The organism is Streptomyces sp. NPDC055254 (assembly GCF_053606025.1).
Window position 1 is genome coordinate 12272 of record NZ_JBSGQV010000001.1, and the last position, 24444, is coordinate 36715.

Consider the following 24444-nt stretch of genomic DNA (forward strand, 5'->3'; position numbering starts at 1 on the left):
CGGTGTTCGACAGACCAGGAGGACCAAGTGAGCGGCGATCGGAACGAGAGGCGCGGCGGGACGTGGGACGTCCCGACGGACGATCAGTCCGACGCGGAGCCCGAGACGACGGGCGAGTTCACCATCGACTACACCCCGCCGGCTTGGTACACCCAGGGCTCGACGGCTCCGGCCGCGTCGGTACCGGGACTGCCCGAGGGCAGCGGCTACGAGCCCTACCGCCCTGCGGAAGTGGTCTCGCCGCCGCCGGTGCGGTTCACTCCGCCGACGCCCCGGACGCCGCCCGCCGGCGCGGCCGAGCCCGCCCCGTACACGCCTCCGGCGTCGGACTCGGCGGGCACGTACACGCCGTACTCGGCGCCCGCCGCCGAACCGGTCGCTCCCCCGAAGTCCGTCGACAGCCCGCCGGCCGCGCAGGCGCCGAAGGACGTCGCCCCTGAGTCGTCGGCCGCTCCCGCGGCCGCCGCACCCGCTCCGGCCGACGAGGCACCCTCCTCCTTCTCCGCTTCCGTGGCGTTCGGCGGCGCCGGGTCGCGCGCGGCCTTGCCGGTCACCGGGACCCCCTTCGGTGGTGGCGCCGCGGTGAGCACCGCGGGTCCGTCCGACTGGGCCGGCTCGCTGCCGCCCTTCGCGGGAGCTCCTGCGGCTCCGACCGCTGCCGTGGCCGAGCCTGTGGCCGCGGAGGAGCCTGCGGCCGTGGCCGAGCCTGTGGCCGCGCCCGAGCCGGCCGATGCCGTTCGCGACGCCGTCGCGCCGGTTGCGGGCCCCGAGCCCGTGGCGTCGGCCGACCCGATCGAGGAGGTCGGCGTACCCGCGCCGCGCAAGGCCCCCGCCGAGGAGGCAGTCGCCGCGTCCGCGACCCAGGAGCGTCGGGTCGCGGAGAGGCCCTTCGCCGGGTCGGCCACCGAACTGCCGCCGCTGCCGCCCGCGTTCGCGGCGTCGGAATCCCCGCAGGACGGGTACGGCTTCCCGCCCGCGCCTCCCGCACCGGCGCCGACGCCCGCTCCGGCCGACGCGCCGGGGTACGGGTTCCCTCCACCCGCGCCCGAGCAGCCGCAGGCCGCCGGGAGCCCGCACGGTTACGGCTTCCCGCCGCCGGCGCAGGCTGCCGAGGACGGCACTCCCCCTGCCCCGAAGCAGGCACCGGCACCGGCACAGGCACCGGCACCGGCGTCCGTGGACACCCCCGGACACGGCTTCCCGCCGGCGCAGCCGCACGACGCGAACTCCGATGGCGCCTCGTTCGCCCCGGCACAGGCCGCCGACGGCTACGGCTTCCCGCGCGCGCAGGCGCAGGACGCGCACCCTTACACCCCGGCCACCCCGGCCCAGGCCGACGCCGACGGGCACACCGCCCCTTCCGCGCGGCCAAAGGCCGACACCCCCGGCTACGGCTTCCCGCCCGCCCCCGCGCAGCCGCAGGCACCGGCCCCCCAGGACGCGAACCCGTACGGCGCCCCATCAGCCCCGGCCGACGGGCACACCGCCCCTTCCGCGCGGCCGCAGGCCGGCACCGCCGGCTACGGCTTCCCGCCCGCGCCCGCGCAGCCGCAGGATCCGGCGTCTCAGGACGCGAGCTCGTACGGTGCCCCGTCCGCCCCGGCACAGGGCGACCGTTCCGGCTACGGCTTCCCGCCCGGCCCGGCAAAGCCGCAGGGGCCGTCCCCGCAGGCGCCGCAGGATGGGACCCCGTACGGCGCCCCGTCCGCCCCCGCGTCGGCCGACGCCGGCGGGTACGGCTTCCCGCCCGCGCAGCCGCAGGCACCTCGGGACGTGAACCCGTACGGCGCTCCGCCCGCGCCCGCGATGCCCGCACCGGAGCAGCCGCAGGCGGCCGAGGACGGTCATGGGTACGGATTCCCGCCCGCGCAGCCGCAGGCGCCGCAGGGCGGCGGACCGTACGGTGCTCCGCCCGCCCCGGCCGGGGCCGATGGGGCACCGTACGGGATCCCGTCCGGGCCGGAGCGGCCGCAGGCACAAACGCAGCCGCAGGCACAGCCCCAGCCACCCGCACACCCCCAGGCCCAGGCACAACCGCAGTGGACCCCCGGGCCCGGGCAGCAGCCGTACGACCCCCGTTACGCGGCCGGTCAGACGGCCAGCGGTGCGCCGCTCGGCTACACCGCCGCCGTCGAGCTGTCCTCCGACCGGCTGCTGCGCAACAAGCACAAGCCGAAGACCGCCGGCAGCGGGAGCGGCAACGGCGGGCTGTTCCGTTTCGGCGGCAAGGCGGCCGAAGCGGAGCGCCAGCGCAAGCTGGCCCTCATCCGCACCCCCGTGATGTCCTGCTATCGCATCGCCGTCATCAGCCTCAAGGGCGGCGTCGGCAAGACCACGACCACCACCGCGCTCGGCGCCACCCTCGCCACCGAGCGCCAGGACAAGATCCTGGCCATCGACGCGAACCCCGACGCCGGCACGCTCGGCCGCCGCGTCCGCCGCGAGACCGGTGCCACGATCCGGGACCTCGTCCAGGCGATCCCGTACCTGCACTCGTACATGGACATCCGGCGGTTCACCTCGCAGGCGCCGTCCGGACTGGAGATCATCGCCAACGACGTGGACCCGGCCGTCTCCACGACCTTCAACGACGAGGACTACCGCCGCGTCATAGAGACGGTGGGCCGGCAGTACCCGATCGTCCTCACCGACTCGGGTACCGGTCTCCTCTACTCCGCGATGCGCGGCGTCCTGGACCTGGCCGATCAGCTGATCATCATCTCCACGCCCTCGGTGGACGGTGCGAGCAGCGCCAGCACGACGCTCGACTGGCTTTCCGCGCACGGGTACTCCGAGCTCGTCTCACGCTCCCTCACCGTCATCTCCGGGGTCCGCGAGACCAGCAAGATGATCAAGATCGAAGACATCGTGCAGCACTTCGAGACCCGCTGCCGGGGTGTCGTCGTGGTGCCTTTCGACGAGCACCTGGCGGCGGGCGCCGAGGTCGACCTCGACATGATGCGGCCGAAGACGCGCGAGGCGTACTTCAACCTCTCCGCCCTGGTGGCCGAGGACTTCATCCGCGCGCAGCAGCAGGCCCCGCAGGGGCAGTGGGGAGCTCCCCAGCAACCGCACCCGGCTCAGCCGCAGCAGCCCCAGCAGCCGCACGTGCACCCGCAGCAGCCCCATCCGCAACAGCCGCCGTACGGGCAGCCGCAGCCCCAGGGCCAGCCCCCGTACCAGCAGCCGCAGCCCCCGCAGCAGCCCTACGGACAGCCGTACCCCCAGGCCGGGCAGCCCTGGCAGGAGCCCCCGGCCCCGCCGCAGCCGGGACAGCCGCCGCGCGACCCCCGACTCGGCTGAGACAACGAGGAGGGCCCGTACCTTCCCGGATCGTGGATCCGGGAAGGTACGGGCCCTCGCCCGTCAGCGCCGCGCGTCAGCGTCGGGCGTCGTACGCGTCCGTCAGCACCCGCGCGCGCTTCACGTCGTCCGCGATCGCTTCGAGCAGCCCGTCCAGCGACTCGAACTTCGCCATGCCCCGCACGTACGCGAGGAACTCGACGGCCACGTGCATGCCGTAGAGGTCCAGCCCGATGCGGTCGATCGCGTACGCCTCCACGGTCCGCTCGGTGGCGTCGAACTGGACGTTCGTCCCGACCGAGATCGCCGCGGGCATCCGCTCGCCGTCCGCGTTCAGCCAGCCCGCGTACACGCCGTCCGCGGGGATGGCGGTGTGGGGCTGCGTCTCGACGTTGGCGGTGGGGTAGCCGAGTTCCCGTCCGCGCTGCGCTCCGCGCACCACGACGCCCTCGACGCGGTGCGGCCGTCCGAGGATCTCGGCCGCGCCCTCCACGTCACCGTCGGCGACCAGTTTCCGCGCCAGCGTCGAGGAGAACGGCACACCGCCGCCCGCCGCGCCCCGCACGACCAGGTCCACGACCTCGACCTCGTAGTCGTAGGTGGAGCCCAGTTCGCTGAGGAAATCGACGTTCCCCGCGGCCCGGTGGCCGAAGCGGAAGTTCGGTCCCTCTATGACGGCGCGCGCGTGCAGCTTGTCGACGAGCACCTTCACGATGAAGTCGGCCGGGGAGAGCTGCGAGAACTCCGCCGTGAACGGCAGGATCAGCAGCGCGTCCACGCCCAGCCCGGCCATCAGTTCGGCGCGGCGGTCGTACGGGGCCAGGATCGGCGGATGGCTGCCGGGCCGGACGACCTCGCTCGGATGCGGGTCGAAGGTGACGACGACGGACGGGACGCCCAGCTCGCGCGCCTTGGCGACCGCCCGTCCGATGATCAGCTGATGACCCCGGTGCACACCGTCGTAGGAGCCGATGGTGACGACGCTGCGTCCCCAGTCCTGGGGGATGTCCTCCAAGCCACGCCAGCGCTGCACTGTGACCGCTCCTCGCCCGAACCCGTGTAGTCCCTGTACCGATTGCCGATTGCAGGTCTAAGACTGCCATGCCGTCGGCCGGTGCCCCGCATCGGCATCCGGCACCTCCGTCACGTCACGTCCGCCGCTGCTCCGCCGAGGGTCTCCACCGCCCGCCACGCCCTCGGTCCCGCCGGCGCCGCCGCCCCGACGCCGACCCCGACGCCGACCCGGCCGCCGGGTGCGCCGCGGCCGCTCGCGGCTCCGGTCGTCCGGCGGCACCGGCCGCGTACGTGCGGGTCGCGGTCCATCCACACGGCCCGCCGCTTGCCGCGGAAGACCACCGCGCACCGATCGCCGGCTCGACGTCCACCCCAGGGGCAGGACGCACGCGGGTTCCGGCTCCTCCTGGACGACCTGGCCACAGCAAAAGCGCCCCCCTTACGCTCCCTCCATCACTCCGAGCGCCTGCTCGGACGGGTGAATAACGGGGTCCGGATGGACAGACACCTACCCGAGGGGGGTCGTGGAGCGGTGAGCGGCAGTGAGTGCGGCGCTCACCGCTCCACGTCGACAACGCGGCAGCGGCACCGGGGTCGGGGGGCGCGGATCGGCTTCCGTGGCAGCCGGAGAAACCGATCCGCGGACCGGTACCACGGGTCCGGCGGAAGGGCCGGCCGACAGACCGGTTCACCCGGGTCGGCCTCCGAAGAACCGGCCCGTCCGGGGCCGAACCACGTACCGGTCCACCGGGCAGCAAGGCGAAGGGGCCGGCCTGGGGACGGCCGAAGGCCCGTACCGGCCGACCCCGAGCCCAGGCCACGCACCGCCGCCCCCCCGGACGGACAGGCCTCAGGGACGGTTCACCGGGAGGCCAAGCGAAGGACCCCGCCGGGGACGGCCGAAGAATGGGTCCGCGGACCGGCCCCGGACCCGGGCATGGACCGGCACGTCCGGGCCAAACCGCGAATTGTCGGGGCCAGGCCACGGGCCGGACCGCCGGACAGTCAGGCCACGAGCCGGTCCGCCGGACGAGCCACAGGCCGGCTCCCGCCCAGGCCCGGGCCCCGGGCGGGAGCCGGCTTGGGCACGGCCGCGGGCCCAGGTGGGCGGGGTGCGGGGCGAGAACCGGCCCGGGCCCGGGCCGCGGGCGCGGGCGGGCGGGGTGCGGGGCGGGCGGTGGTCAGGCGAAGACCGCGAGGGACTTCGCCTTGCCCCCCTTGCTCTCCACCAGGCCGAGCAGTTCGCCCGCCGGCCCGTAGACCGCAACGGTCCGGCCGGCCTCGTACGCGTCCGGCATCTCGATCCGCACGCCGTTGGCGAGCAGCGATGCCCGCCGGGCGTCCAGGTCCCAGCGCGGGAAGGCGGCGGCCGCCGCCTCGCCGATCGGCATGACGGTCAGCTCCTCCTGGAGCTGGTCCAGCGTCTTCGCCCGGTCGATCTTGTACGGCCCCACCCGGGTGCGCCGCAGCGCGGTCAGGTGCCCGCCGACGCCCAGGTCGGCGCCGAGGTCACGGGCCAGGGCGCGGATGTACGTACCGCTGGAGCAGACGACGGAGACGACGAGATCGACGACCTGGGTGCCGTCCTCGGCCTGCGCCCCGCGCATGTCGTACACCTGGAACGAGGAGACGGTCACCGGCCGGGCCGGGATCTCGAAGTCCTCGCCGTCGCGGGCGCGCTTGTAGGAGCGCACGCCCTTGATCTTGATGGCGCTGACCTTGGAGGGGACCTGCATGATGTCGCCGGACAGCTTGGCGACTCCCGCGTCCACGGCCTCGCGGGTGACCGAGGTGGCGTCCACCGAGGAGGTGATCTCGCCCTCGGCGTCGTCCGTCAGGGTGTTCTGGCCCAGGCGGATCGTGCCGAGGTACTCCTTCTCCGTGAGCGCGAGGTGGCCGAGGAGCTTGGTGGCCTTCTCGACGCCCAGGACCAGCACGCCCGTCGCCATCGGGTCGAGGGTGCCGGCGTGGCCGACGCGGCGGGTCCTGGCGATCCCGCGCATCTTGGCGACCACGTCGTGCGAAGTGAAGCCGGACGGCTTGTCGACGATGACAAGGCCGTCCGGAGTCTTCCCTGCTTCGGTGCTCATTCCGCGGCTGCGTCCTCGTCGTCGTCCTCGCCCGGCTTCTTGTACGGGTCGGCTTCGCCGGCGTACTTCGCCCCGGAGGACACCTCGCGCACCTGGGCGTCGGAGGCGCGCGCCTTGTTGAGGAGGTCCTCGATGGTCTTCGCGTTCTCGGGGAGGGCGTCGGCGACGAAGGTCAGGGTGGGCGTGAACTTGGTCCCCGCCGCCCGGCCGACCGCGGAGCGCAGGACGCCCTTGGCGCTCTCCAGGCCCGCTGCCGCACTGGCCCGGTCCTCGTCGTCACCGTAAACCGTGTAGAAGACCGTGGCCTCCCGCAGGTCGCCGGTGACCCGGGTGTCCGTGATGGTCACGTGCGTGCCGAGGCGGGGATCCTTGACACCGCGCTGCAGCTTCTCGGCCACCACCTCCCGGATGAGGTCCGCCAGCTTCTTCGCCCGCGCATTGTCGGCCACTGGTCCGTCTCCTTCTTTTCTTGCAGACAAGCAATCAGTCTTCATCACCGTGGAAGCGCCGTCGTACGGACAGCAACTCCACTTCCGGACGCGCCGCGACCAGCCGCTCGCAGCGGTCCAGTACGTCCGAGAGGAACCCCGCGTCCCCACTCACCAGGGCGACCCCTATACGGGCCCTGCGGTGCAGGTCCTGGTCGCCCACTTCGGCCGCGCTCACGGAGAACTTGCGTTGGAGCTCGGCCACGATGGGGCGGACGACGGAGCGTTTCTCCTTCAACGAGTGGACGTCGCCGAGGAGCAGATCGAAGGACAGAGTCCCTACGTACATGCAGTTCCGGATGTCCCGCCGGTGCGGGTTCGGTGGCCCTCCGGGCCGTCGCCCGGTGGAGGTCACCCGGCGCTCGCACGGCCGGGTCACCAGAACCGTACACGCAACGGCCGGGGCCGATCGACGGATATTCCGCCGACCGGCCCCGGTGCTACGCGTTACGACACGGTGCGAACCGCCTCGCGCTTACGCGCGCGGCTTCTCGCGCATCTCGTACGTCGCGATGACGTCGTCGATCTTGATGTCGTTGTAGCTGCCGAGGTTGATACCGCCCTCGAAGCCTTCGCGAATCTCGGTGACGTCGTCCTTGAAGCGGCGCAGACCGGAGATGGTGAGGCTCTCCGCGATGACCTTGCCATCGCGCAGGAGCCGCGCCTTGGTGTTGCGCTTGACCTCGCCGGACCGGATGAGGACACCGGCGATGTTGCCCAGCTTGGACGAGCGGAAGACCTCGCGGACCTCCGCCGTACCGAGCTCGACCTCTTCGTACTCCGGCTTGAGGAGACCCTTGAGGGCCGCCTCGATCTCCTCGATGGCCTGGTAGATCACCGAGTAGTAGCGAACGTCGACGCCCTCGCGGTCCGCCATCTGCGCGGCACGGCCGGCCGCACGGACGTTGTAACCGATGACGATGGCGTCGGAACCCATCGCCAGCGAGATGTCGGACTCGGTGACCGCACCCACACCGCGGTGCAGGACCCGGATGTCGACCTCTTCACCGACGTCGAGCTGGAGCAGCGAGGACTCGAGAGCCTCGACCGCACCGGACGCGTCGCCCTTGATGATGAGGTTGAGTTCCTGGACCAGACCGGCCTTGAGCACGGAGTCGAGGTCCTCGAGGGACACGCGACGGACGCGCTTGGCGAAGTTGGCGTTGCGCTCGCGCGCTGCCCGCTTCTCGGCGATCTGACGGGCCGTACGGTCCTCGTCGACGACGAGGAAGTTGTCGCCGGCGCCGGGGACGTTGGTGAGACCCAGGACCAGGACGGGGGTCGACGGACCCGCTTCCTCGACGTTGTTGCCCTTGTCGTCGAGCATGGCGCGCACACGGCCGTAGGCGTCGCCCACGACCATCGTGTCGCCGACGCGGAGGGTACCGCGCTGGACGAGGACGGTGGCGACGGCACCGCGGCCGCGGTCGAGGTGGGACTCGATCGCAATACCCTGAGCGTCCTGCTCCGGGTTGGCGCGCAGGTCGAGCGAGGCGTCGGCGGTGAGGACGACGGCCTCGAGCAGGGAGTCGATGTGCAGACCCTGCTTGGCGGAGATGTCGACGAACATCGTGTCGCCGCCGTACTCCTCGGCGACCAGACCGAACTCGGTGAGCTGACCGCGCACCTTGACCGGGTCGGCACCCTCGACGTCGATCTTGTTGACCGCGACGACGATCGGGACGCCGGCGGCCTTGGCGTGGTTGAGCGCCTCGATCGTCTGCGGCATGACGCCGTCGTTGGCCGCGACCACGAGGATCGCGATGTCGGTCGACTTGGCACCGCGGGCACGCATGGCGGTGAACGCCTCGTGACCCGGGGTGTCGATGAAGGTGATCTTGCGCTCTTCACCGTTGACCTCGGTACCGACCTGGTACGCACCGATGTGCTGCGTGATGCCGCCGGCCTCGCCCGCAATGACGTTCGTCTTGCGGATGGCGTCGAGCAGTCGGGTCTTACCGTGGTCGACGTGACCCATGACGGTCACGACCGGCGGACGCGGCATGAGGTATTCCTCGCCGCCCTCGTCCTCGCCGAACTCGATGTCGAAGCCCTCGAGGAGCTCGCGGTCCTCTTCCTCCGGGCTGACGATCTGGACGACGTAGTTCATCTCGCCGGCCAGCATTTCGAGCGTCTCGTCGGAGACGGACTGCGTGGCAGTGACCATCTCGCCGAGGTTCATCATCACGGCGACGAGCGACGCCGGGTTGGCGTTGATCTTCTCCGCGAAGTCGGTGAGGGACGCACCGCGCGACAGGCGAACGGTCTCGCCGCCGCCGCGGGGCAGCATCACGCCGCCGACGGACGGGGCCTGCATGGCCTCGTACTCCTGGCGCCTCTGACGCTTGGACTTGCGACCACGACGGGCCGGACCGCCGGGACGGCCGAAGGCACCCTGCGTGCCACCACGGGCACCGGGACCACCGGGACGCCCGCCGAAGCCGGGACGACCGCCGCCACCGGCACCGGCCGGACCGCCGCCGAAGCCGCCGCCACCGGGACGCGGGCCGCCGAAGCCGCCGCCACCACCGGGACGCGAGCCCGGACCGGCCGGACGGCCGGCGAAGCCGCCGCCACCGGGACGGGCGCCGCCGCCACCGGGACGAGCACCGCCGCCACCGGCACCGGGACCGCGGCCACCGGGGCCGCCACCGGGACGCGGACCGGGACCACCGGCAGCGGGACGCTGCGGCATCATGCCCGGGTTGGGACGGTTACCGCCGGGAGCACCACCCGGACGCGGGGCGCCGCCCTGCGGACGGGGCATGCCGCCCGGAGTCGGACGGGCGCCGCCCTGACCCTGCGGACGCGGAGCGCCGCCGGGGCCGCCCTGCGGGCGGGGAGCACCCTGGCCGCCGCCGGCGCCGGGGGCACCGGGACGGGGAGCGCCGGCCGGACGGGGCGCCTGCGGGCGCGCCATGCCGGTGGAGCCACCAGAGGTGAACGGGTTGTTGCCCGGACGGGGACCCGCCGGACGGGAACCCTGCGGACGCGGGGCCTGCGAGCCGGGGCCCGCGGGACGCTGCGCCGGAGCACCGGGAGTGGTGCCCGCGGGACGCGGGGCACCGGGACGGGCGCCGGCCTGGCCGCCCTGGGCCGCCGGACGCTGCTGCGCCGGACGGGGGCCGGGGGCCGCGGCGGGACGCTCGGTGCGCGCCGGGGCGGCCGGAGCCGCCGGAGGCGCGGAGAACTCGGTCGCCACGGGCGCCGCCGGAGCGGGCTTCGGGGCGGCCGGAGCCTTCGGGCCGGGACGCGGGCCGGATGCGGCCGGAGTCACCGGGGCGCCGGGGGCCGGAGCCTCGGCAGCGGCCGGCTTGGGAGCCGGTGCGCCGGGCTTCGGGGCGGCGGGACGTGCCGCAGCGGCCGGGGAGGGCGCTGCGGGCTTGGCGGGCGCGGCCTTGCGGGGCGCGCCGGGCTTCGCAGCGGACTTGCCGGCGTTGCCGCCGGGCCCCTGCAGTGCGTCAGTCAACTTGCGTACAACCGGCGCCTCGATCGTCGAGGACGCCGAACGGACGAATTCACCGAGTTCTTGGAGCTTGGCCATGACGACCTTGCTCTCCACTCCGAACTCCTTGGCGAGTTCGTATACCCGGACCTTAGCCACTTCGCTCCTTTTAGGTCCGGGTTACGCCGGACCGTCGCTACTTCATGGGCGTACTCATCGCGTACTCATCGAGTGCTCATCGCAATCTCGACCTACTTCCAACTCGCGAGGTACCTGACCGCACGGGGTATCCGTGCGCCGTACTACTTCTTTCGGTGTGCCCCGGCCTCGCCGGCCACGGCGTTGCGCAGTTCGTCCGTCCCGAGTGCTCCGGCGGACCGGAGGGCCCGGGGGAACGCGCGGCGGCGGACCGCCTGGTCGAGGCAGACCACGGCGGGATGCACGTACGCACCCCGACCGGGCAGCGTACCGCTTGGATCGGGGACGCATGCGTCCTCGACCGCCACGATGCGCAGCAGATCGCTCTTGGCCGCTCGCTCCCGGCACCCGACACAGGTGCGTTCGGGGCGTGCGCGGGCTTGCGTCCGGCCAGACACGCTTAAGTCTACCTCCCCGCACCGACGTATTCCCCGGCGAGATCCGGGCGAAAGTCGAACGGTCGTCGATGTGGTCGTTCCGGACGTCCCACGCGGCGCGCGCGGAACCCGCTGGGGGTCCCGTGCGCGCGGTCGTGATCCTGTCTACCGTCGGGGTAGCCCCGACCGGTACCGGTTTTATTCCCCGTCCCGGTCCGAGTCGGCGTCCTGGACCGTCTCGGTGTCGGGGCGGATGTCGATGCGCCAGCCGGTGAGCCGCGCGGCGAGGCGGGCGTTCTGGCCCTCCTTGCCGATGGCCAGCGACAGCTGGTAGTCCGGCACGGTCACCCGGGCGGAGCGGGTGTCCCAGTCGACGACGTCGACCTTGCTCACCCTGGCCGGTGACAGGGCGTTCGCGACCATCTCGGCGGGGTCGTCCGACCAGTCGACGATGTCGATCTTCTCGCCGTGCAGCTCCGCCATGACATTGCGCACACGGCTGCCCATCGGGCCGATGCAGGCGCCCTTCGGGTTGAGGCCCGAGCGGGTGGACCGGACGGCGATCTTGGTGCGGTGTCCCGCCTCACGGGCGATCGCCGAGATCTCGACGCTACCGTCGGCGATCTCCGGGACCTCCAGCGAGAAGAGCTTCTTCACCAGGTTGGGGTGGGTGCGCGAGAGGGTCACGGACGGGCCGCGGACACCCTTCGCCACCCGCACGACGTACGCCTTCAGGCGCAGGCCGTGCGTGTACTCCTCGCCGGCTACCTGCTCCTGCACGGGCAGGATGGCCTCCAGCTTGCCGATGTCGACGAGGACGTTCTTGGGGTCCTTGCCCTGCTGGACGACGCCGGTGATGACGTCGCCCTCGCGGCCGGCGAACTCGCCGAAGGTCAGGTCGTCCTCGGCGTCGCGCAGACGCTGGAGGATCACCTGCTTGGCGGTCGTCGCCGCGATGCGGCCGAAGTCCGACGGGGTGTCGTCGAACTCCTTCGGCTCCTGGCCCTCTTCGAGGTCCCTCGGGTCTTCCGTCGCCCACACGACCACGTGACCGTTGGTGCGGTCCAGCACGACGCGGGCGCGGCGGAAGCTCCCCTCGGTCCGGTGGTACGCGATGAGGAGGGCCGACTCGATCGCCTCGACGAGCAGGTCGAAGGAGATCTCCTTCTCCCGGACCAGACCCCGCAGGGCACTCATGTCGATGTCCACGGCTACGCCTCCTCTTCCTTCTTGTCCTTGCGGTTGAACTCGATCTCGACGCGCGCCTTGGCGATGTCGGTGAAAGTGATGCGGCGGGCGGTCGCCTTGCGGCCCTTCACGCCCGGGATTTCGAGGTCCAGGCCCTCGTCGTCCACGTCGAGGACGCGGGCGATGATTTCCCCGCCGTCCGCGAGCTGGAACTTCACGAGGCGGCCGATCGCCCGTACGTAGTGACGGTGCTCGGTCAGCGGGCGGTCGGCGCCCGGCGAGCTCACTTCGAGGACGTACTCGTCCTCACCCATCACGTCGGACGCGTCGAGCGCGTCGGAGACCTCGCGACTCAGCTCGGCACACGCGTCCAGCTCCACGCCCTCGTCGGAGTCCACGATGATCCGCAGCATCCGGCGCTTGCCCGCCCGGGACAGCTCGATCTCTTCGAGGTCCAGGCCCTTGGCGGCGACGAGCGGCTCCAGCAGTCCGCGCAGCCTGTCGCTCTGGGTGGTGCTCATCCGGGTGACTCCTCGGCCGCGTGTGCTGTTGTGATGTCCGTCGTGTGTCAGGTCAAAGGGTATCCGGTCGCGGAGGGTGTTGCCGTCAGCCCTGTGGACGGGGCGCCGGGTACGGTGATCACACCTGTCCCGCCATCACCCCCGAGGACGTCGCCGTGCCCTGGACCCCGCCACCTCGGCCCTCGCGGAGGAGCCTGCTCGTCGGTGCCGCCGGTGCGGCCGGCGCCGCCCTGCTCACCGGGTGCTCCGAGGGCGACCCGCCCGACGGCGACACCGGTATTCCACTCGAACGGCGGATGCGCGCGGCAGCCGTTCGTGACAGTGAGCGGCTGGTGGAGCGCTACGACGCCACCACCACCGCCCATCCGGCGCTGACGGAGCGGCTCGCGCCGCTGCGGGCCTCGGTCGCGGCGCACGTGGCGGCCCTGTCGCCGTCCGGAACGGCCGTGCGCCCCCCTTCGGGTTCCCCGCCGCCCTCGTCCCCGTCCGGAGCGGCGGCGGGCGGTTCCGCGACGCCCGCCGAGCCGGTGCCGCCCGTGCCGCCGCAGCCCGCCGACGCGCTGACCGCCCTCGCCGACGCCGAGCGGCGCCTGTCCGAGACCCGGACCGTCGATCTCGCCGCGGCGCCCGGGGAGCTGGCCCGGCTGCTGGCCTCGGTGGCCGCCTGCGGCGCCGTCCACGCCCATCTGCTGACCTCGACCCCGGGAGCCAAGCCGTGACGCCCGAACCCTCCCCCGTCGGCCGCCCGTTGGAAGCGGCGCAGGCCGCACTCGCCGCCGAGCACGCGGCCGCGTACGGGTACGGGGTGATCGGCGCCCGCAGCGCCGGCGCCCGCGCCGCCGAGGCCCGGGAGGCGTACGGCGAGCACCTCGCGCGCCGGGACGCCCTCGCCCGTACCGTGCGGGAGCTGGGCGGGGCGCCGCGCGCCGCGGAGGCCGCGTACGCCCTCCCGTTCGCGGTGCGCACCCCCGCCGACGCCGAGCGGATGGCGGCCGACATCGAGGACCGCGTGGCCGGCGCGTACTCCGATCTGGTGCGGGCGGCCGAGGGTCCGCTGCGCCGGGAGGCGGCCGACGCGCTGAGCGCCGCGGCCGTGCGGGCGGCACGCTGGCGCGGGGTCGGCGTAGCCTTCCCTGGGCTCACGGAAATGCGCTGAGGCAGCGCGACGGGCCCGGCTCCACTGAAAGGGACCACTCACGCATGGCTTTCGAACCGCCGCAGCGGCTTGTACGGGCGCTCGGCGAGCTGCCGGAGACGGCGCGGGACGCGGACTGGCTGGGGCAGCTGCCCGGGCTCACCGAGGACGCGCTGGCCCGGCGCGAGGTACAGGCCCAGCGGGTGCAGGCCCCGGGGGGCCGCAGCAGCCTGGTCGTCCTCGTCCGGTACGCCGACGGCACCCCGGCCGCTCTGAAACTCGCGCCCCCGCAGGCCCGGCCCGGCCTGGAGCTGGCCGCGCTCGCGCACTGGGGCGGTTTCGGGGCCGTACGGGTCCTGGACACCCGCCATCACGAGGTGGACGGCGCGCTGCTCCTGGAGCGGCTCCATCCGGAGGTCTCGCTGCGCTCGCTGCCGGAGGCCAAGGCCCTGCTGGAGGCGAGCGGCACCCTGCGCAGGCTGTGGGTGGCGCCGCCGGCCGGGCACGGATGGGAGACGGTCGCGGAGCGCACGGAGCGGCAGGCGCGGGCCTTGCGGGCGGCGCCGGCCGAGGCGGAGGCCCTGGCCGCGACGGCTCTGGCGATCCGCGAGGAGCTGACGGCCCTGCCCGGTGAGGAACTGCTGCTGCACGGCAACTTCCGGCAGGGCAAGGTGCTGGCCGGCGAACGGGCCCCGTGGCTGACGGTGGGACCGGATCCGCTGGTCGGCGAGCGGGCGTACGACCTGGCGCGGCTGGTCCGGGACCGGCTGGAGGACCAGATGGCCACCTCGGCGGGGGCGGCGGGGGCCCGGCGCCGGGTGAACAAGCTGGCCGACGCCCTGGAAGTGGACCGGGAACGGCTGCGCGGCTGGACGGTGTTCCGGGCGGTGGAGTCCGGGAACCGGGCCCTGGCGGCGGGACGGCGTCGGGAGGCCGAGCTGTTGTTGGAGTTCGCCGCCTGGTTGTAGGGCATACCGTTCATAGGTAGACATGTCCGGGCAGGGGGCCGTCATGGTCGAAGAACTGCTGACCGCGGGGATCGCCGCGGGTGTGGGCATCGCGGCCTACATGGGTGTCGCGGCCCGGGTGGTGAAACAGTACGAGCGGGGCCTGGTCTTCCGCTTCGGCCGCTTGCGCGAGGGGATCCGGGGGCCCGGTTTCACCGTGATCCTGCCCGCCGTGGACCGCCTGAAGAAGGTGAACATGCAGATCGTGACGCTGCCGGTGCCCGCGCAGGAGGGCATTACGCGGGACAACGTCACGGTCCGCGTGGACGCGGTGGTGTACTTCAAGGTCGTCGACCCCGCGAGCGCGATCGTGGCCGTGGAGGACTACCGCTTCGCGGTCTCGCAGATGGCGCAGACCTCCTTGCGGTCGATCATCGGCAAGTCCGACCTGGACGACCTGCTCTCCAACCGGGAGATGCTCAACCAGGGGCTGGAGCTGATGATCGACAGTCCGGCGGTGGGGTGGGGCGTCCAGATCGACCGGGTCGAGATCAAGGACGTGTCGCTGCCGGAGACGATGAAGCGGTCGATGGCCCGGCAGGCGGAGGCCGACCGGGAGCGGCGGGCACGCGTGATCAACGCGGACGCCGAACTCCAGGCCTCGCACAAGCTGGCCGAGGCGGCGGAGGTCATGTCGGAGCAGCCGGCGGCGCTGCAGTTGCGGCTGCTGCAAACGGTGGTGGCGGTGGCCGCCGAGAAGAACTCGACGCTGGTGCTGCCGTTTCCGGTGGAACTGCTGCGGTTCCTGGAGCGGGCCGCGCCGGCGCCGGCGCACCCGGAGCAGGGCTCCGACTCCGCCGCGAGGGGCGGGGCGGCGGCTCCGCCCGCCGGGGGCCCGGGCGAGGACGGGGGCCCGGCCCCGGACGGGGTCCCGCCGGTTCCGGTGGACCCGGTGGACTCGGTGGACCCCGACGCCGGGCTGCGCCCGTAGCGGCCGGTGCGGCCCGGAGATCGGGGCTCCGCCCCGGACCCCGCGCCTCGAACGCCGGCGGGCCGGCTACCGGCGGGCAGTCAGGCGGGACAGGGCCTCCTGGAGGGGGAGCTCCTCGCGGGTGCCCGTGCGGCGGTCCTGGAGTTCGACCACCGACTCGGCGGAGCGGCGGCCCGCCACCAGGATCCACGGGACGCCGATCAGTTCCGCGTCCGTGAGCTTGACGCCCGGGGAGAGCCCGGGCCGGTCGTCGAGGAGCACCCGCAGGCCGGCGCCGGCCAGCTCGGAGGCCGCCGACTCCGCCAGCGCGAGCGGCACCGCCTTGCCCGCCGCCACCACGTGGACGTCGGCCGGGGCCACCTCCGCAGGCCAGCACAGGCCGCGCTCGTCCGCCGTCTGCTCGGCCAGCGCCGCCACCGCGCGCGAGACGCCGATGCCGTACGAGCCCATGGTGACCCGGACCGGCTTGCCCTCGCGGCCCAGGACGTCCAGTCCGAAGGCGTCCGCGTACTTGCGGCCCAGCTGGAAGATGTGCCCGATCTCGATCGCGCGGCCGAGCCCGAGTCCCGCCCCGCAGGACGGGCACGGGTCGCCCGGCTCGACGACCACCACGTCGAGGTACTGGTCCACCTCGAAGTCGCGGCCGCACACCACGTTCCGGGCGTGGGTGTCCGCCCGGTTGGCCCCGGTGACCCAAGCCGTGCCCGGGGCCACGCGGGGGTCGGCCAGGTAGCGGACCTTGTCCAGGCCCTGCGGGCCCACGTAGCCCCGTACGAGATCGGGCCGGTCCGCGAAGTCCTCGGCCGTCACCAGTTCCACCGCGGCGGGCGCCAGGTGCTCGCCGAGCTTGCCCAGGTCCACCTCGCGGTCCCCGGGCACGCCCACGGCCACGATCTCGCCGTCCACCTTCACCAGAAGGTTCTTCAGGGTCGCGGAGGCGGGGACCCCGAGGTGCGCGGCGAGCGTCTCGATCGTCGGGGTGTCGGGGGTGTCCACCTCCTCCAGCGGCGGATGCCGGTCCGTGGCCGGCGCCGGGGCGAAGGTCACGGCCTCCGTGTTGGCCGCGTAGGAGCAGGACGGGCAGTCCACGAAGGTGTCCTCGCCCGCCGCGGCGGGGGCCAGGAACTCCTCGGACGCCGAGCCGCCCATCGCCCCGGACACCGCCGAGACGATCCGGTGGTCCAGGCCGAGCCGCTCGAAGATGCGGACGTAGGCCTCGCGGTGGAGCCGGTAGGACTCCGCGAGGCCCTCGTCGGACACGTCGAAGGAGTACGAGTCCTTCATGTGGAACTCGCGGCCCCGCAGCACGCCGGACCGGGGGCGGGCCTCGTCGCGGTACTTCGTCTGGATCTGGTAGAGCATGACCGGCAGGTCCTTGTACGAGGTGCACTGGTCCTTCACCAGCAGGGTGAAGATCTCCTCGTGCGTCGGGCCGAGCAGGTAGTCCGCGCCCTTGCGGTCCTTGAGCCGGAACAGCAGGTCCCCGTACTCCGACCAGCGGCCGCTGACCTCGTACGGCTCCTTCGGCAGCAGCGCCGGGAGGAGCACCTCCTGGGCGCCGATGGCGTCCATCTCCTCGCGGACGACACGCGAGACGTTGTCCAGGACCCGCTTGCCGAGCGGCAGCCAGGTCCACACCCCGGCGGAGCTGCGCCGGACGTACCCGGCGCGGACCAGGAGCCGGTGGCTGAGGGTCTCGGCGTCGGCCGGGTCCTCGCGGAGGGTCTTGGCCATCAGACGGGACATGCGCTGCACGGGTTGCGTAGACATGTCCGGAGGCTACCCGGGGGCCCGGGGCGGCGGAAACCGGATTCAGGCCCTGCGCAGCGGCAGCGGGGCGCCCATGACCGCGTACGGGAGGCTCGCGCTCGGGAAGTGGACCTGGCGGGCGAGGTCCGTGTAGCCGAGGGCCCGGTACAGGGTGCGGGCCGGGCTGTCGGTGTCGATCGCGGAGAGGATCGAGCGCGGTTCGCCGGCGTCGTCGGTGAGGCGGGTGATGAGCTCGCGCCCGACGCCATGGCCCTGGAAGCCCGGGTGGACGTGGAGTTCGGTGATCACGAAGGAGTCGTCGAGCCACATGTCGTGTCCGCCGGCCCGCAGGTGCGGTTCGACGATCGTGGACCACCAGTGGGTGCGGTCGTTCGGCATGCCGTAGACGAACCCGGTGAGGGCGCCGTCCTCGGCGAAGGCGCCGAGCGCGCGGGCTCCGCGGCAGGTCATGTGGCGCTGGACGATGTAGCGCCGGATGCCGACCTCCTCCTCGCTGAGGCCGAAGGCGACGGCCTGCACGCGCAGGGCCTCGTCCACGCGGGCGGCGAGGTCGAGGGGGCCGATGCGTAGTCCGGTTGGCAGCATGCGGCGACCTTACTCGGCGGTACCGGCTACCGGTACGCCTCCGCGGCCGACGGCCGTTTCGGGCCGCCCGGACCCGGCGGATCCGGCCGTTCGGGCCGGATCAGAACAGCACGCTCATGAACGCGCCGACCTCGCGGAAGCCGACCCGGCGGTAGGAGGCCCGGGCGGCGGCGTTGAAGTCGTTGACGTAAAGGCTGACCACGGGCGCCACATCGCGCAGGGCGTACGCGACGACTGACGCCATGCCGCGCTCCGAATGCCCCAGCCCGCGGAACTCAGGGTCCACCCAGACGCCCTGGATCTGGCAGGCGCGGGGGGTGGCGGCGCCGATCTCGGCCTTGAAGACGATCCGGCCGTCCTCGACGCGGGCGAAGGAACGGCCGGTACCGACCAGCTCGGCGACGCGGGCCTGGTAGAGCAGGCCGCCGTCCCCGGCCGTGGGCGAGATGCCGACCTCCTCGGTGAACATGGCCACGCAGGCGGGCATGATCAGTTCCATCTCGTCCTTGCGGACCCGGCGGACCAGCGGGTCGGCCTCGACCGTGGCGGACGGCCGGTCGATGGTCATCAGCGGCTGGTGGGAGCGGACGTCGCGGGCGGGACCCCAGCTCGGTTCCAGGAGCTGCCACAGCAGCCGGGTGGGTTCGGCGGGGCCGACGATGGAGGAGCAGCGGCGGCCGGTGCGCCGCGCGCGGTCGGCGAAGGCACGGACGGCGTCGTGCTCGGCGCAGACGGGAACCAGGTTGGCACCGGCGTAGCAGAGCGAGCGGAGCTCGCCGTCGGCGTACCAGCCCCACATCTCGCCGCCCAGGCGCCACGGGTCGAGGCCGGCGACCTGGACCCGGGAGGTGACGAAGGCGTTCTCGACCGGCTCGCGTCCGAGGACTTCGAGCGCGGCGTCGAGATCACTGGGCTCAAGGACCCGGGTGGTGGTCTGCGTCAACACTGGGGCCTCACCGTACATGTCTGCTGATCTCCGCACTGTACCCGGCGGCACCGGAGGATGCCGCGTCACACGGGTCGCGAACAAGCCCCGGCCCCCGCCCGCGAACTGCGGGAACGGGACCGGGGCCGGGAGCTTCGCGGAGGCGGGCCGGGCTCCGCCGGAAGAAGTCTGGGGGGGCGGGGCCGACCGCGGGAGCATCAGACGCCGATGGCCACGGTGGGCTCGCCCGACATGACGCCGTCCTTCTCCATCTGCGCGGCGATCTTCATCGCTTCTTCGATGAGGGTCTCCACGATCTTCGATTCGGGGACGGTCTTGATGACCTCGCCCTTCACGAAGATCTGGCCCTTGCCGTTGCCGGAGGCGACGCCGAGGTCGGCCTCGCGGGCCTCGCCGGGGCCGTTGACGACGCAGCCCATGACCGCGACGCGCAGTGGGACCTCCATGCCCTCCAAGCCCGCCGTGACCTCCTCGGCCAGCTTGTAGACGTCGACCTGGGCGCGTCCGCAGGACGGGCAGGAGACGATCTCCAGGCGGCGGGGCTTGAGGTTCAGCGACTCCAGGATCTGGATGCCGACCTTGATCTCCTCGACCGGCGGGGCCGAGAGGGAGACGCGGATGGTGTCGCCGATGCCTTCGGACAGCAGCGCGCCGAAGGCGACGGCGGACTTGATGGTGCCCTGGAAGGCGGGGCCGGCCTCGGTGACGCCGAGGTGCAGCGGGTAGTCACAGGCGGCGGCCAGCTGGCGGTAGGCGTTGACCATGACGACGGGGTCGTTGTGCTTGACCGAGATCTTGATGTCGCTGAAACCGTGCTCCTCGAAGAGGGAGGCCTCCCAGAGCGCGGACTCCACCAGCGCCTCGGGGGTGGCCTTGCCGTACTTCTTGAGCAGGCGGGCGTCGAGGGAGCCCGCGTTGACGCCGATCCGGATCGGGGTGCCCGCGTCCTTGGCGGCCCGCGCGATCTCTTTGACCTTGTCGTCGAACTGCTTGATGTTGCCCGGGTTCACGCGGACGGCGGCGCAGCCGGCGTCGATCGCGGCGAACACGTACTTGGGCTGGAAGTGGATGTCGGCGATGACCGGGATCTGCGACTTCTTGGCGATGACCGCGAGGGCGTCGGCGTCGTCCTGGGTCGGGCAGGCGACGCGGACGATGTTGCAGCCGGAGGCGGTCAGTTCGGCGATCTGCTGGAGCGTGGCGCCGACGTCGGAGGTGCGGGTCGTGGTCATCGACTGCACCGAGACGGGTGCGTCGCCACCGACGGCCACGGAACCGACCTGGATCTTGCGGCTGACCCGGCGGTCGGCAAGCTTCATCGGCACGGACGGCATTCCGAGAGAGATGGCAGTCATCTGCTGTGCAACCCCAAGGTGTGGATCGAGGTCCCGAGATCGGCGGGCTCCAGCCTTCGAGATTACGCCAATCAGCGAGCGCTCCACGCATCCGAGGGGCCGCGCCACCCGAACGTAGGGAGCCGGGCACGATCCGTGCCCGGCTCCGCTGCGCATGAAATACGGCCCCGGGCGGTTAGGTGATCTTGATGGGGTTCACCACGTCCGCGACCATCACCAGCAGCGTGAAGCAGATGAACAGCCCGGCCACCACGTAGGCGACGGGCATCAGCTTCGCCACGTCGAACGGGCCGGGGTCGGGGCGCCGGAAGACCCGGGCCAGGCCGCGCCGGACGGACTCCCACAGCGCGCCGGCGATGTGGCCGCCGTCGAGCGGGAGCAGCGGCACCATGTTGAACAGGAACAGCGAGAGGTTGAAGCCGGCCAGCAGGTTGATGAAGAACACCAGCTGGTGCTGGACGGGGATGTCCAGGTTGAAGATGTCGCTGCTGACCCGTGCGGCACCGACGACGCCCATCGGGCTGTCCTGCTTGCGCTCGGCCCCGTTGAAGGCGGCGTCCCACAGCTCCGGGACCTTGGACGGGAGGGCGATCAGGGACTCCACGCCGCTCTGCATCATCTCGCCCATGCGGCTGACGGACTGGCCGAAGGACTGCGGGACGTAGCCCGTGGCGGGGGCGAAGCCGAGGAAGCCGGCGGTGACGTACTGGTCCTTGACGGCGTTGCCGCTGCCGTCCATCTTCGCGACCTTGTTCTCGATCAGGTTCGCGTTCAGGTCGACCCGCTGTCCGGCCCGCTCGACGGTGATGACGGCGGGTCCGATGGTGGCGCGGATGTCCTTCTGCAGCGAGGCCCAGTCCTCGACCGGACGCCCGTTGAAGGCGACGATCTTGTCCTTCTGCCGCAGGCCGGCCGCCTTCGCGGGGGCGGCCGGGTCGGCGGGCGCGCACGTGTCGCGCTTCTCGCTCTGCTGGATGACGCAGTCGGAGACCGAGCCGACCACGGTCGTCTGGGTGTTCAGACCGAAGGTCATCAGCGTGGTCAGGAAGATCGCCACGGCCAGGATCAGGTTCATGAAGGGGCCGGCGAACATCACGATCACGCGCTTCCACGGCTTGCGCGAGTAGAAGAGCCGGCTCTCGTCGCCCGGCTGCAGCTCCTCGTACGCCGCGGAGCGCGCGTCCTCGATCATCGACCGGAACGGCGAGGTGGACCGGGCGGTGACCTTGCCGTCCTCGCCGGGCGGGAACATCCCGATCATGCGGATGTAGCCACCCATCGGGATGGCCTTGATCCCGTACTCGGTCTCGCCCTTCCTTCGCGACCAGACGGTCGGCCCGAAGCCGACCATGTACTGCGGCACCCGGATGCCGAAGAGCTTGGCCGTGGAAAGGTGTCCGAGCTCGTGCCAGGCGATGGAGATCAGCAGGCCCACCAGGAAGAGCACGACCCCGATCACCGTCATCAGAACTGTCATGCGCTCGCCTCCGCGGCGGCCCGAGCCGCCATCTCCCGCGCCCGGGCCCTGGCCCAGGCCTCAGCTTCAAGGACGTCCTGGACCGTCAGGGAAGTTCCCGACTCCGGCGTCCCGTGCTCATCGACCACGGCAGAGACGGTATCCATGATTGCGGTGAACGGCAGGCGACCTGCCAGGAACGCCTCCACGCACTCCTCGTTGGCCGCATTGAACACGGCCGGGGCGGTACCGCCGAGGGAACCCACGTGGCGGGCCAGGCCCACGGACGGGAAGGCCTCGGTGTCCAGCGGGAAGAACTCCCAGGTGGAGGCCTTGGTCCAGTCGAATGCGGGAGCCGCGTCCGGGACCCGCTGCGGCCAGCCGAGGCCGATCGCGATGGGGCCGCGCATGTCCGGCGGCGTGGCCTGCGCGAGCGTGGAGCCGTCCGTGAACTCCACCATCGAGTGCACGTACGACTGGGGGTGGACCACGACCTCGATGCGGTCGAAGGGGATGTCGTAGAGCAGGTGCGCCTCGATGACCTCCAGCCCCTTGTTGACCAGGGTCGCCGAATTGACGGTGATCACCGGTCCCATGGCCCAGGTCGGGTGCGCGAGGGCGTCCTGGACGGTCACATGGGCCAGCTCGGCGCGGGTGCGACCGCGGAAGGGGCCGCCCGAGGCGGTGACGACGAGCTTGCGGACGTCGGCCCGGGTGCCCGCGGCGAGCGCCTGGAAGAGCGCGGCGTGCTCGGAGTCCACCGGAATGATCTGGCCGGGCTTCGCCAGGGCCTTGACCAGCGGGCCGCCGGCGATCAGCGACTCCTTGTTGGCGAGGGCCAGGGTCCGGCCCGCCCGCAGTGCGGCGAGGGTGGGCGCGAGGCCGATGGAGCCGGTGATGCCGTTCAGGACGGTGTGGCACGGCGAGGCGGCGAGCTCGGCCGCGGCGTCGGGTCCGGCCAGGATCTCGGGCAGCGGCTCGGACCCGCCGTACTCGGCGCTCAGCGCCTCTTTCAGGGCCGGTACGACGTCCTCGCGGGCGACGGCCACGGCGTCGACCCGCAGCAGCCGGGCCTGCTCGGCCAGGAGTGCGACCCGGCCGCCGGCGGCGGACAGCGCGGTGACGCGGAACCGGTCCGGATTGCGCAGGGCCAGGTCGATGGCCTGGGTACCGATGGACCCGGTGGACCCGAGGACGACGATGTCGCGGGGGCCGGCCGCGGCGTCGAAGAGGAGGTGCGGGTCGGCGAGAGGGGCTGGACGGTCGCTCATGCCCCCCATTGTTGCCGGAACTCAGAACGGCTCGGACACGGAGTCCCCGTCCGCGACCCGGGCGAGCAGCTCCGGGAGGGTCCCGGTGAAGTGCGGGAGCGCGCGGGCCGCCCGCCACCAGGCGTCCGGGTCGTCGTCGAGGGCGGCGGCGAACAGCCGGTCCGCCTCGGCGCGGGCGGCCAGCACGGCCTCGGGCCGGTCGTGCCGGTCCGGGTGGTCCACGTCGCCCAGCCAGTGGTCCTCGTCGAGGGCCCAGCAGGCGGGCAGCTTGTGCCGGATCACGTCGGCGCCGGTGAGCACCCCCCGGGCCAGGCAGTCGCGCACCCAGCGGACGTCCTCGCGGACGTCCTCCATGGGCACGGCGAGGCTCGCCAGCGCGAGTTCGTACTCCACGTCGCCGGAGGGTTCGGCGGCGGTCGTCGGCCCGAAGTCGCGGACCACCCGGGTGAGCCACGGCTCCGGCTCCGCCTCGGGCTCCGACGTCGACGGCGACGGCAGGGCGCCGGCGACCACGGCGGCGACCAGCTCGGGCAGGGTGCCCGGGAAGGCGGCGGCGTGCCGCGTCAGCTCGGACCACGGGCGCGGATCGTCCCCCAGCGGGCGCAGCGCCCGGGCCACGGCCGTCCGCATGCCGGCTTCCTCGGGCAGGGTCCAGCGCAGGCCGCTCCGTTCGGGCAGGTGTCCGAGCAGCAGGGTCCGGTGCGCCGGGGCGACGTGCGCCACCAGCTCCTCGTGGGTGAGCAGGCCCATCCGTACGGCGCGGACGGCCGGCCGGTGCCAGTGGCGCCGGCGGACGGGAACCGCGCGGGTGTCGAGGAGGGCGAGGCCGACCTCCCGGGGCAGGTCCGCGACGAGCAGCAGCGCCTCGACCGCGCCCGTCGGCAGCGGGGCGGCGGCGTGCTCGCGCAGCAGCAGGTCGAGGTCGGGCGCGCAGGGGAAGGTGAGCACGTCGAGGGCGGCCTTCGGGCGCCGCCCGCCGTGCCGGCGCAGCTGGGCGATCAGCTCGTCGGGGGTGAGGCCGGCGGCGGGGTCCCGGCCGAGTTCGGACTCGACCACCCGCCGCAGTTGCTCGGAGGCCTTGCGGGCGGCGTACAGCTCGGGCCCCCGCAGGCCGGGCAGCGGGCGCCCGACGACGCGCGGGTTGCGGGCGATGTAGTGCCGGTCGCCCTCGGCGCCGTGGCGCAGCAGCAGGGTGACGGTGGAGGCGGGCAGCCACGCGTCGCGGCACAGGTACCTGCGGGCGGACGGGTCGAGCCGGTCGACGAGGTCCATGACGACGTGGTCCGGTGCGTGGCGCAGCAGGTGGGCCGTGCACCAGGCCAGCCGTCGGCTGGCGCGGTCTTCCTCGGCAGTCGGCATCGTCC

At 72.9% G+C, this 24444-nt stretch carries 20 protein-coding genes; 5 read left to right on the plus strand and 15 right to left on the minus strand.

Translation table 11 applies throughout. The features are described 5' to 3' along the window. Positions 1-27: 27 nt before the first annotated feature. Positions 28-3303 (plus strand): SCO5717 family growth-regulating ATPase, encoded by a 3276-nt coding sequence (locus ACWFQ8_RS00060; protein ID WP_453783914.1) that lies wholly within the window; start codon positions 28-30, stop codon positions 3301-3303. Positions 3304-3379: 76 nt separating this feature from the next. Here ACWFQ8_RS00060 and ACWFQ8_RS00065 read toward each other — a convergent pair whose 3' ends face one another. From ACWFQ8_RS00065 to rimP, 8 genes are all read right to left on the minus strand, one after another. Continuing rightward, positions 3380-4336, minus strand: a complete 957-nt coding sequence (locus ACWFQ8_RS00065) for a bifunctional riboflavin kinase/FAD synthetase (RefSeq protein WP_453783915.1) — start codon at positions 4334-4336, stop codon at positions 3380-3382. Between the two features lie 1162 nt (positions 4337-5498). Beyond that, a complete protein-coding gene (gene truB, locus ACWFQ8_RS00070) occupies positions 5499-6407 on the minus strand; it encodes a tRNA pseudouridine(55) synthase TruB (RefSeq protein ID WP_453783916.1) in 909 nt (302 codons plus the stop codon). Next, on the minus strand, positions 6404-6856 hold the full coding sequence (rbfA, locus tag ACWFQ8_RS00075) for a 30S ribosome-binding factor RbfA (protein WP_453783917.1): 453 nt from the start codon (positions 6854-6856) through the stop codon (positions 6404-6406). Before rbfA ends, truB begins: the two co-directional genes overlap by 4 nt. 34 nt (positions 6857-6890) lie before the next feature. Continuing rightward, on the minus strand, positions 6891-7184 hold the full coding sequence (locus ACWFQ8_RS00080) for a DUF503 domain-containing protein (protein ID WP_030030358.1): 294 nt from the start codon (positions 7182-7184) through the stop codon (positions 6891-6893). Positions 7185-7370: 186 nt separating this feature from the next. Beyond that, positions 7371-10499, minus strand: a complete 3129-nt coding sequence (gene infB / locus ACWFQ8_RS00085; RefSeq protein ID WP_453783918.1) for a translation initiation factor IF-2 — start codon at positions 10497-10499, stop codon at positions 7371-7373. A 143-nt stretch (positions 10500-10642) separates the two neighbouring features. Then, positions 10643-10936: a YlxR family protein gene (locus ACWFQ8_RS00090; protein ID WP_453783919.1), complete on the minus strand. Its 294-nt coding sequence runs from the start codon at positions 10934-10936 to the stop codon at positions 10643-10645. Between the two features lie 177 nt (positions 10937-11113). Next, positions 11114-12124: a transcription termination factor NusA gene (nusA, locus tag ACWFQ8_RS00095; protein WP_453783920.1), complete on the minus strand. Its 1011-nt coding sequence runs from the start codon at positions 12122-12124 to the stop codon at positions 11114-11116. A gap of 2 nt (positions 12125-12126) precedes the next feature. Then, positions 12127-12624: a ribosome maturation factor RimP gene (rimP, locus tag ACWFQ8_RS00100; protein WP_453783921.1), complete on the minus strand. Its 498-nt coding sequence runs from the start codon at positions 12622-12624 to the stop codon at positions 12127-12129. A 155-nt stretch (positions 12625-12779) separates the two neighbouring features. On the opposite strand from rimP, the gene ACWFQ8_RS00105 reads away from it, so the two are divergent. The 4 genes from ACWFQ8_RS00105 to ACWFQ8_RS00120 are packed head-to-tail and all read left to right on the plus strand — an operon-like array spanning position 12780 to position 15697. Continuing rightward, positions 12780-13343 (plus strand): hypothetical protein, encoded by a 564-nt coding sequence (locus ACWFQ8_RS00105; protein ID WP_453783922.1) that lies wholly within the window; start codon positions 12780-12782, stop codon positions 13341-13343. Then, entirely contained in the window at positions 13340-13780 is a 441-nt protein-coding gene (locus ACWFQ8_RS00110; RefSeq protein ID WP_453783923.1) for a DUF4439 domain-containing protein, read from the plus strand. Before ACWFQ8_RS00105 ends, ACWFQ8_RS00110 begins: the two co-directional genes overlap by 4 nt. Before the next feature lie 44 nt (positions 13781-13824). Continuing rightward, on the plus strand, positions 13825-14727 hold the full coding sequence (locus ACWFQ8_RS00115) for an aminoglycoside phosphotransferase family protein (protein WP_453783924.1): 903 nt from the start codon (positions 13825-13827) through the stop codon (positions 14725-14727). A gap of 43 nt (positions 14728-14770) precedes the next feature. Continuing rightward, entirely contained in the window at positions 14771-15697 is a 927-nt protein-coding gene (locus tag ACWFQ8_RS00120; RefSeq protein ID WP_453784270.1) for a slipin family protein, read from the plus strand. Between the two features lie 66 nt (positions 15698-15763). Here the strand turns inward: ACWFQ8_RS00120 and ACWFQ8_RS00125 are convergent, their stop codons facing one another. The 7 genes from ACWFQ8_RS00125 to ACWFQ8_RS00155 all read right to left on the minus strand — a co-directional run bounded on the left by ACWFQ8_RS00125 (position 15764) and on the right by ACWFQ8_RS00155 (position 24439). Then, on the minus strand, positions 15764-17467 hold the full coding sequence (locus ACWFQ8_RS00125; protein ID WP_453783925.1) for a proline--tRNA ligase: 1704 nt from the start codon (positions 17465-17467) through the stop codon (positions 15764-15766). 42 nt (positions 17468-17509) lie between these two features. Beyond that, positions 17510-18052 carry a GNAT family N-acetyltransferase gene (locus ACWFQ8_RS00130; RefSeq protein ID WP_453783926.1) on the minus strand — a complete coding sequence of 181 codons (543 nt, stop codon included), beginning with the start codon at positions 18050-18052 and terminating at the stop codon, positions 17510-17512. Positions 18053-18152: 100 nt separating this feature from the next. Further along, positions 18153-18995: a GNAT family N-acetyltransferase gene (locus ACWFQ8_RS00135; RefSeq protein ID WP_453784271.1), complete on the minus strand. Its 843-nt coding sequence runs from the start codon at positions 18993-18995 to the stop codon at positions 18153-18155. Positions 18996-19195: 200 nt separating this feature from the next. After that, positions 19196-20353: a flavodoxin-dependent (E)-4-hydroxy-3-methylbut-2-enyl-diphosphate synthase gene (ispG, locus tag ACWFQ8_RS00140; protein WP_453783927.1), complete on the minus strand. Its 1158-nt coding sequence runs from the start codon at positions 20351-20353 to the stop codon at positions 19196-19198. Between the two features lie 175 nt (positions 20354-20528). Beyond that, positions 20529-21830: a M50 family metallopeptidase gene (locus tag ACWFQ8_RS00145; RefSeq protein WP_453783928.1), complete on the minus strand. Its 1302-nt coding sequence runs from the start codon at positions 21828-21830 to the stop codon at positions 20529-20531. Beyond that, complete coding sequence (gene dxr / locus ACWFQ8_RS00150) at positions 21827-23080, minus strand: 1-deoxy-D-xylulose-5-phosphate reductoisomerase (protein WP_453783929.1); 1254 nt, start codon at positions 23078-23080, stop codon at positions 21827-21829. The genes ACWFQ8_RS00145 and dxr overlap by 4 nt, the downstream gene beginning before the upstream one ends. 21 nt (positions 23081-23101) lie before the next feature. Then, positions 23102-24439, minus strand: a complete 1338-nt coding sequence (locus tag ACWFQ8_RS00155) for a hypothetical protein (protein WP_453783930.1) — start codon at positions 24437-24439, stop codon at positions 23102-23104. Positions 24440-24444: the final 5 nt, after the last annotated feature.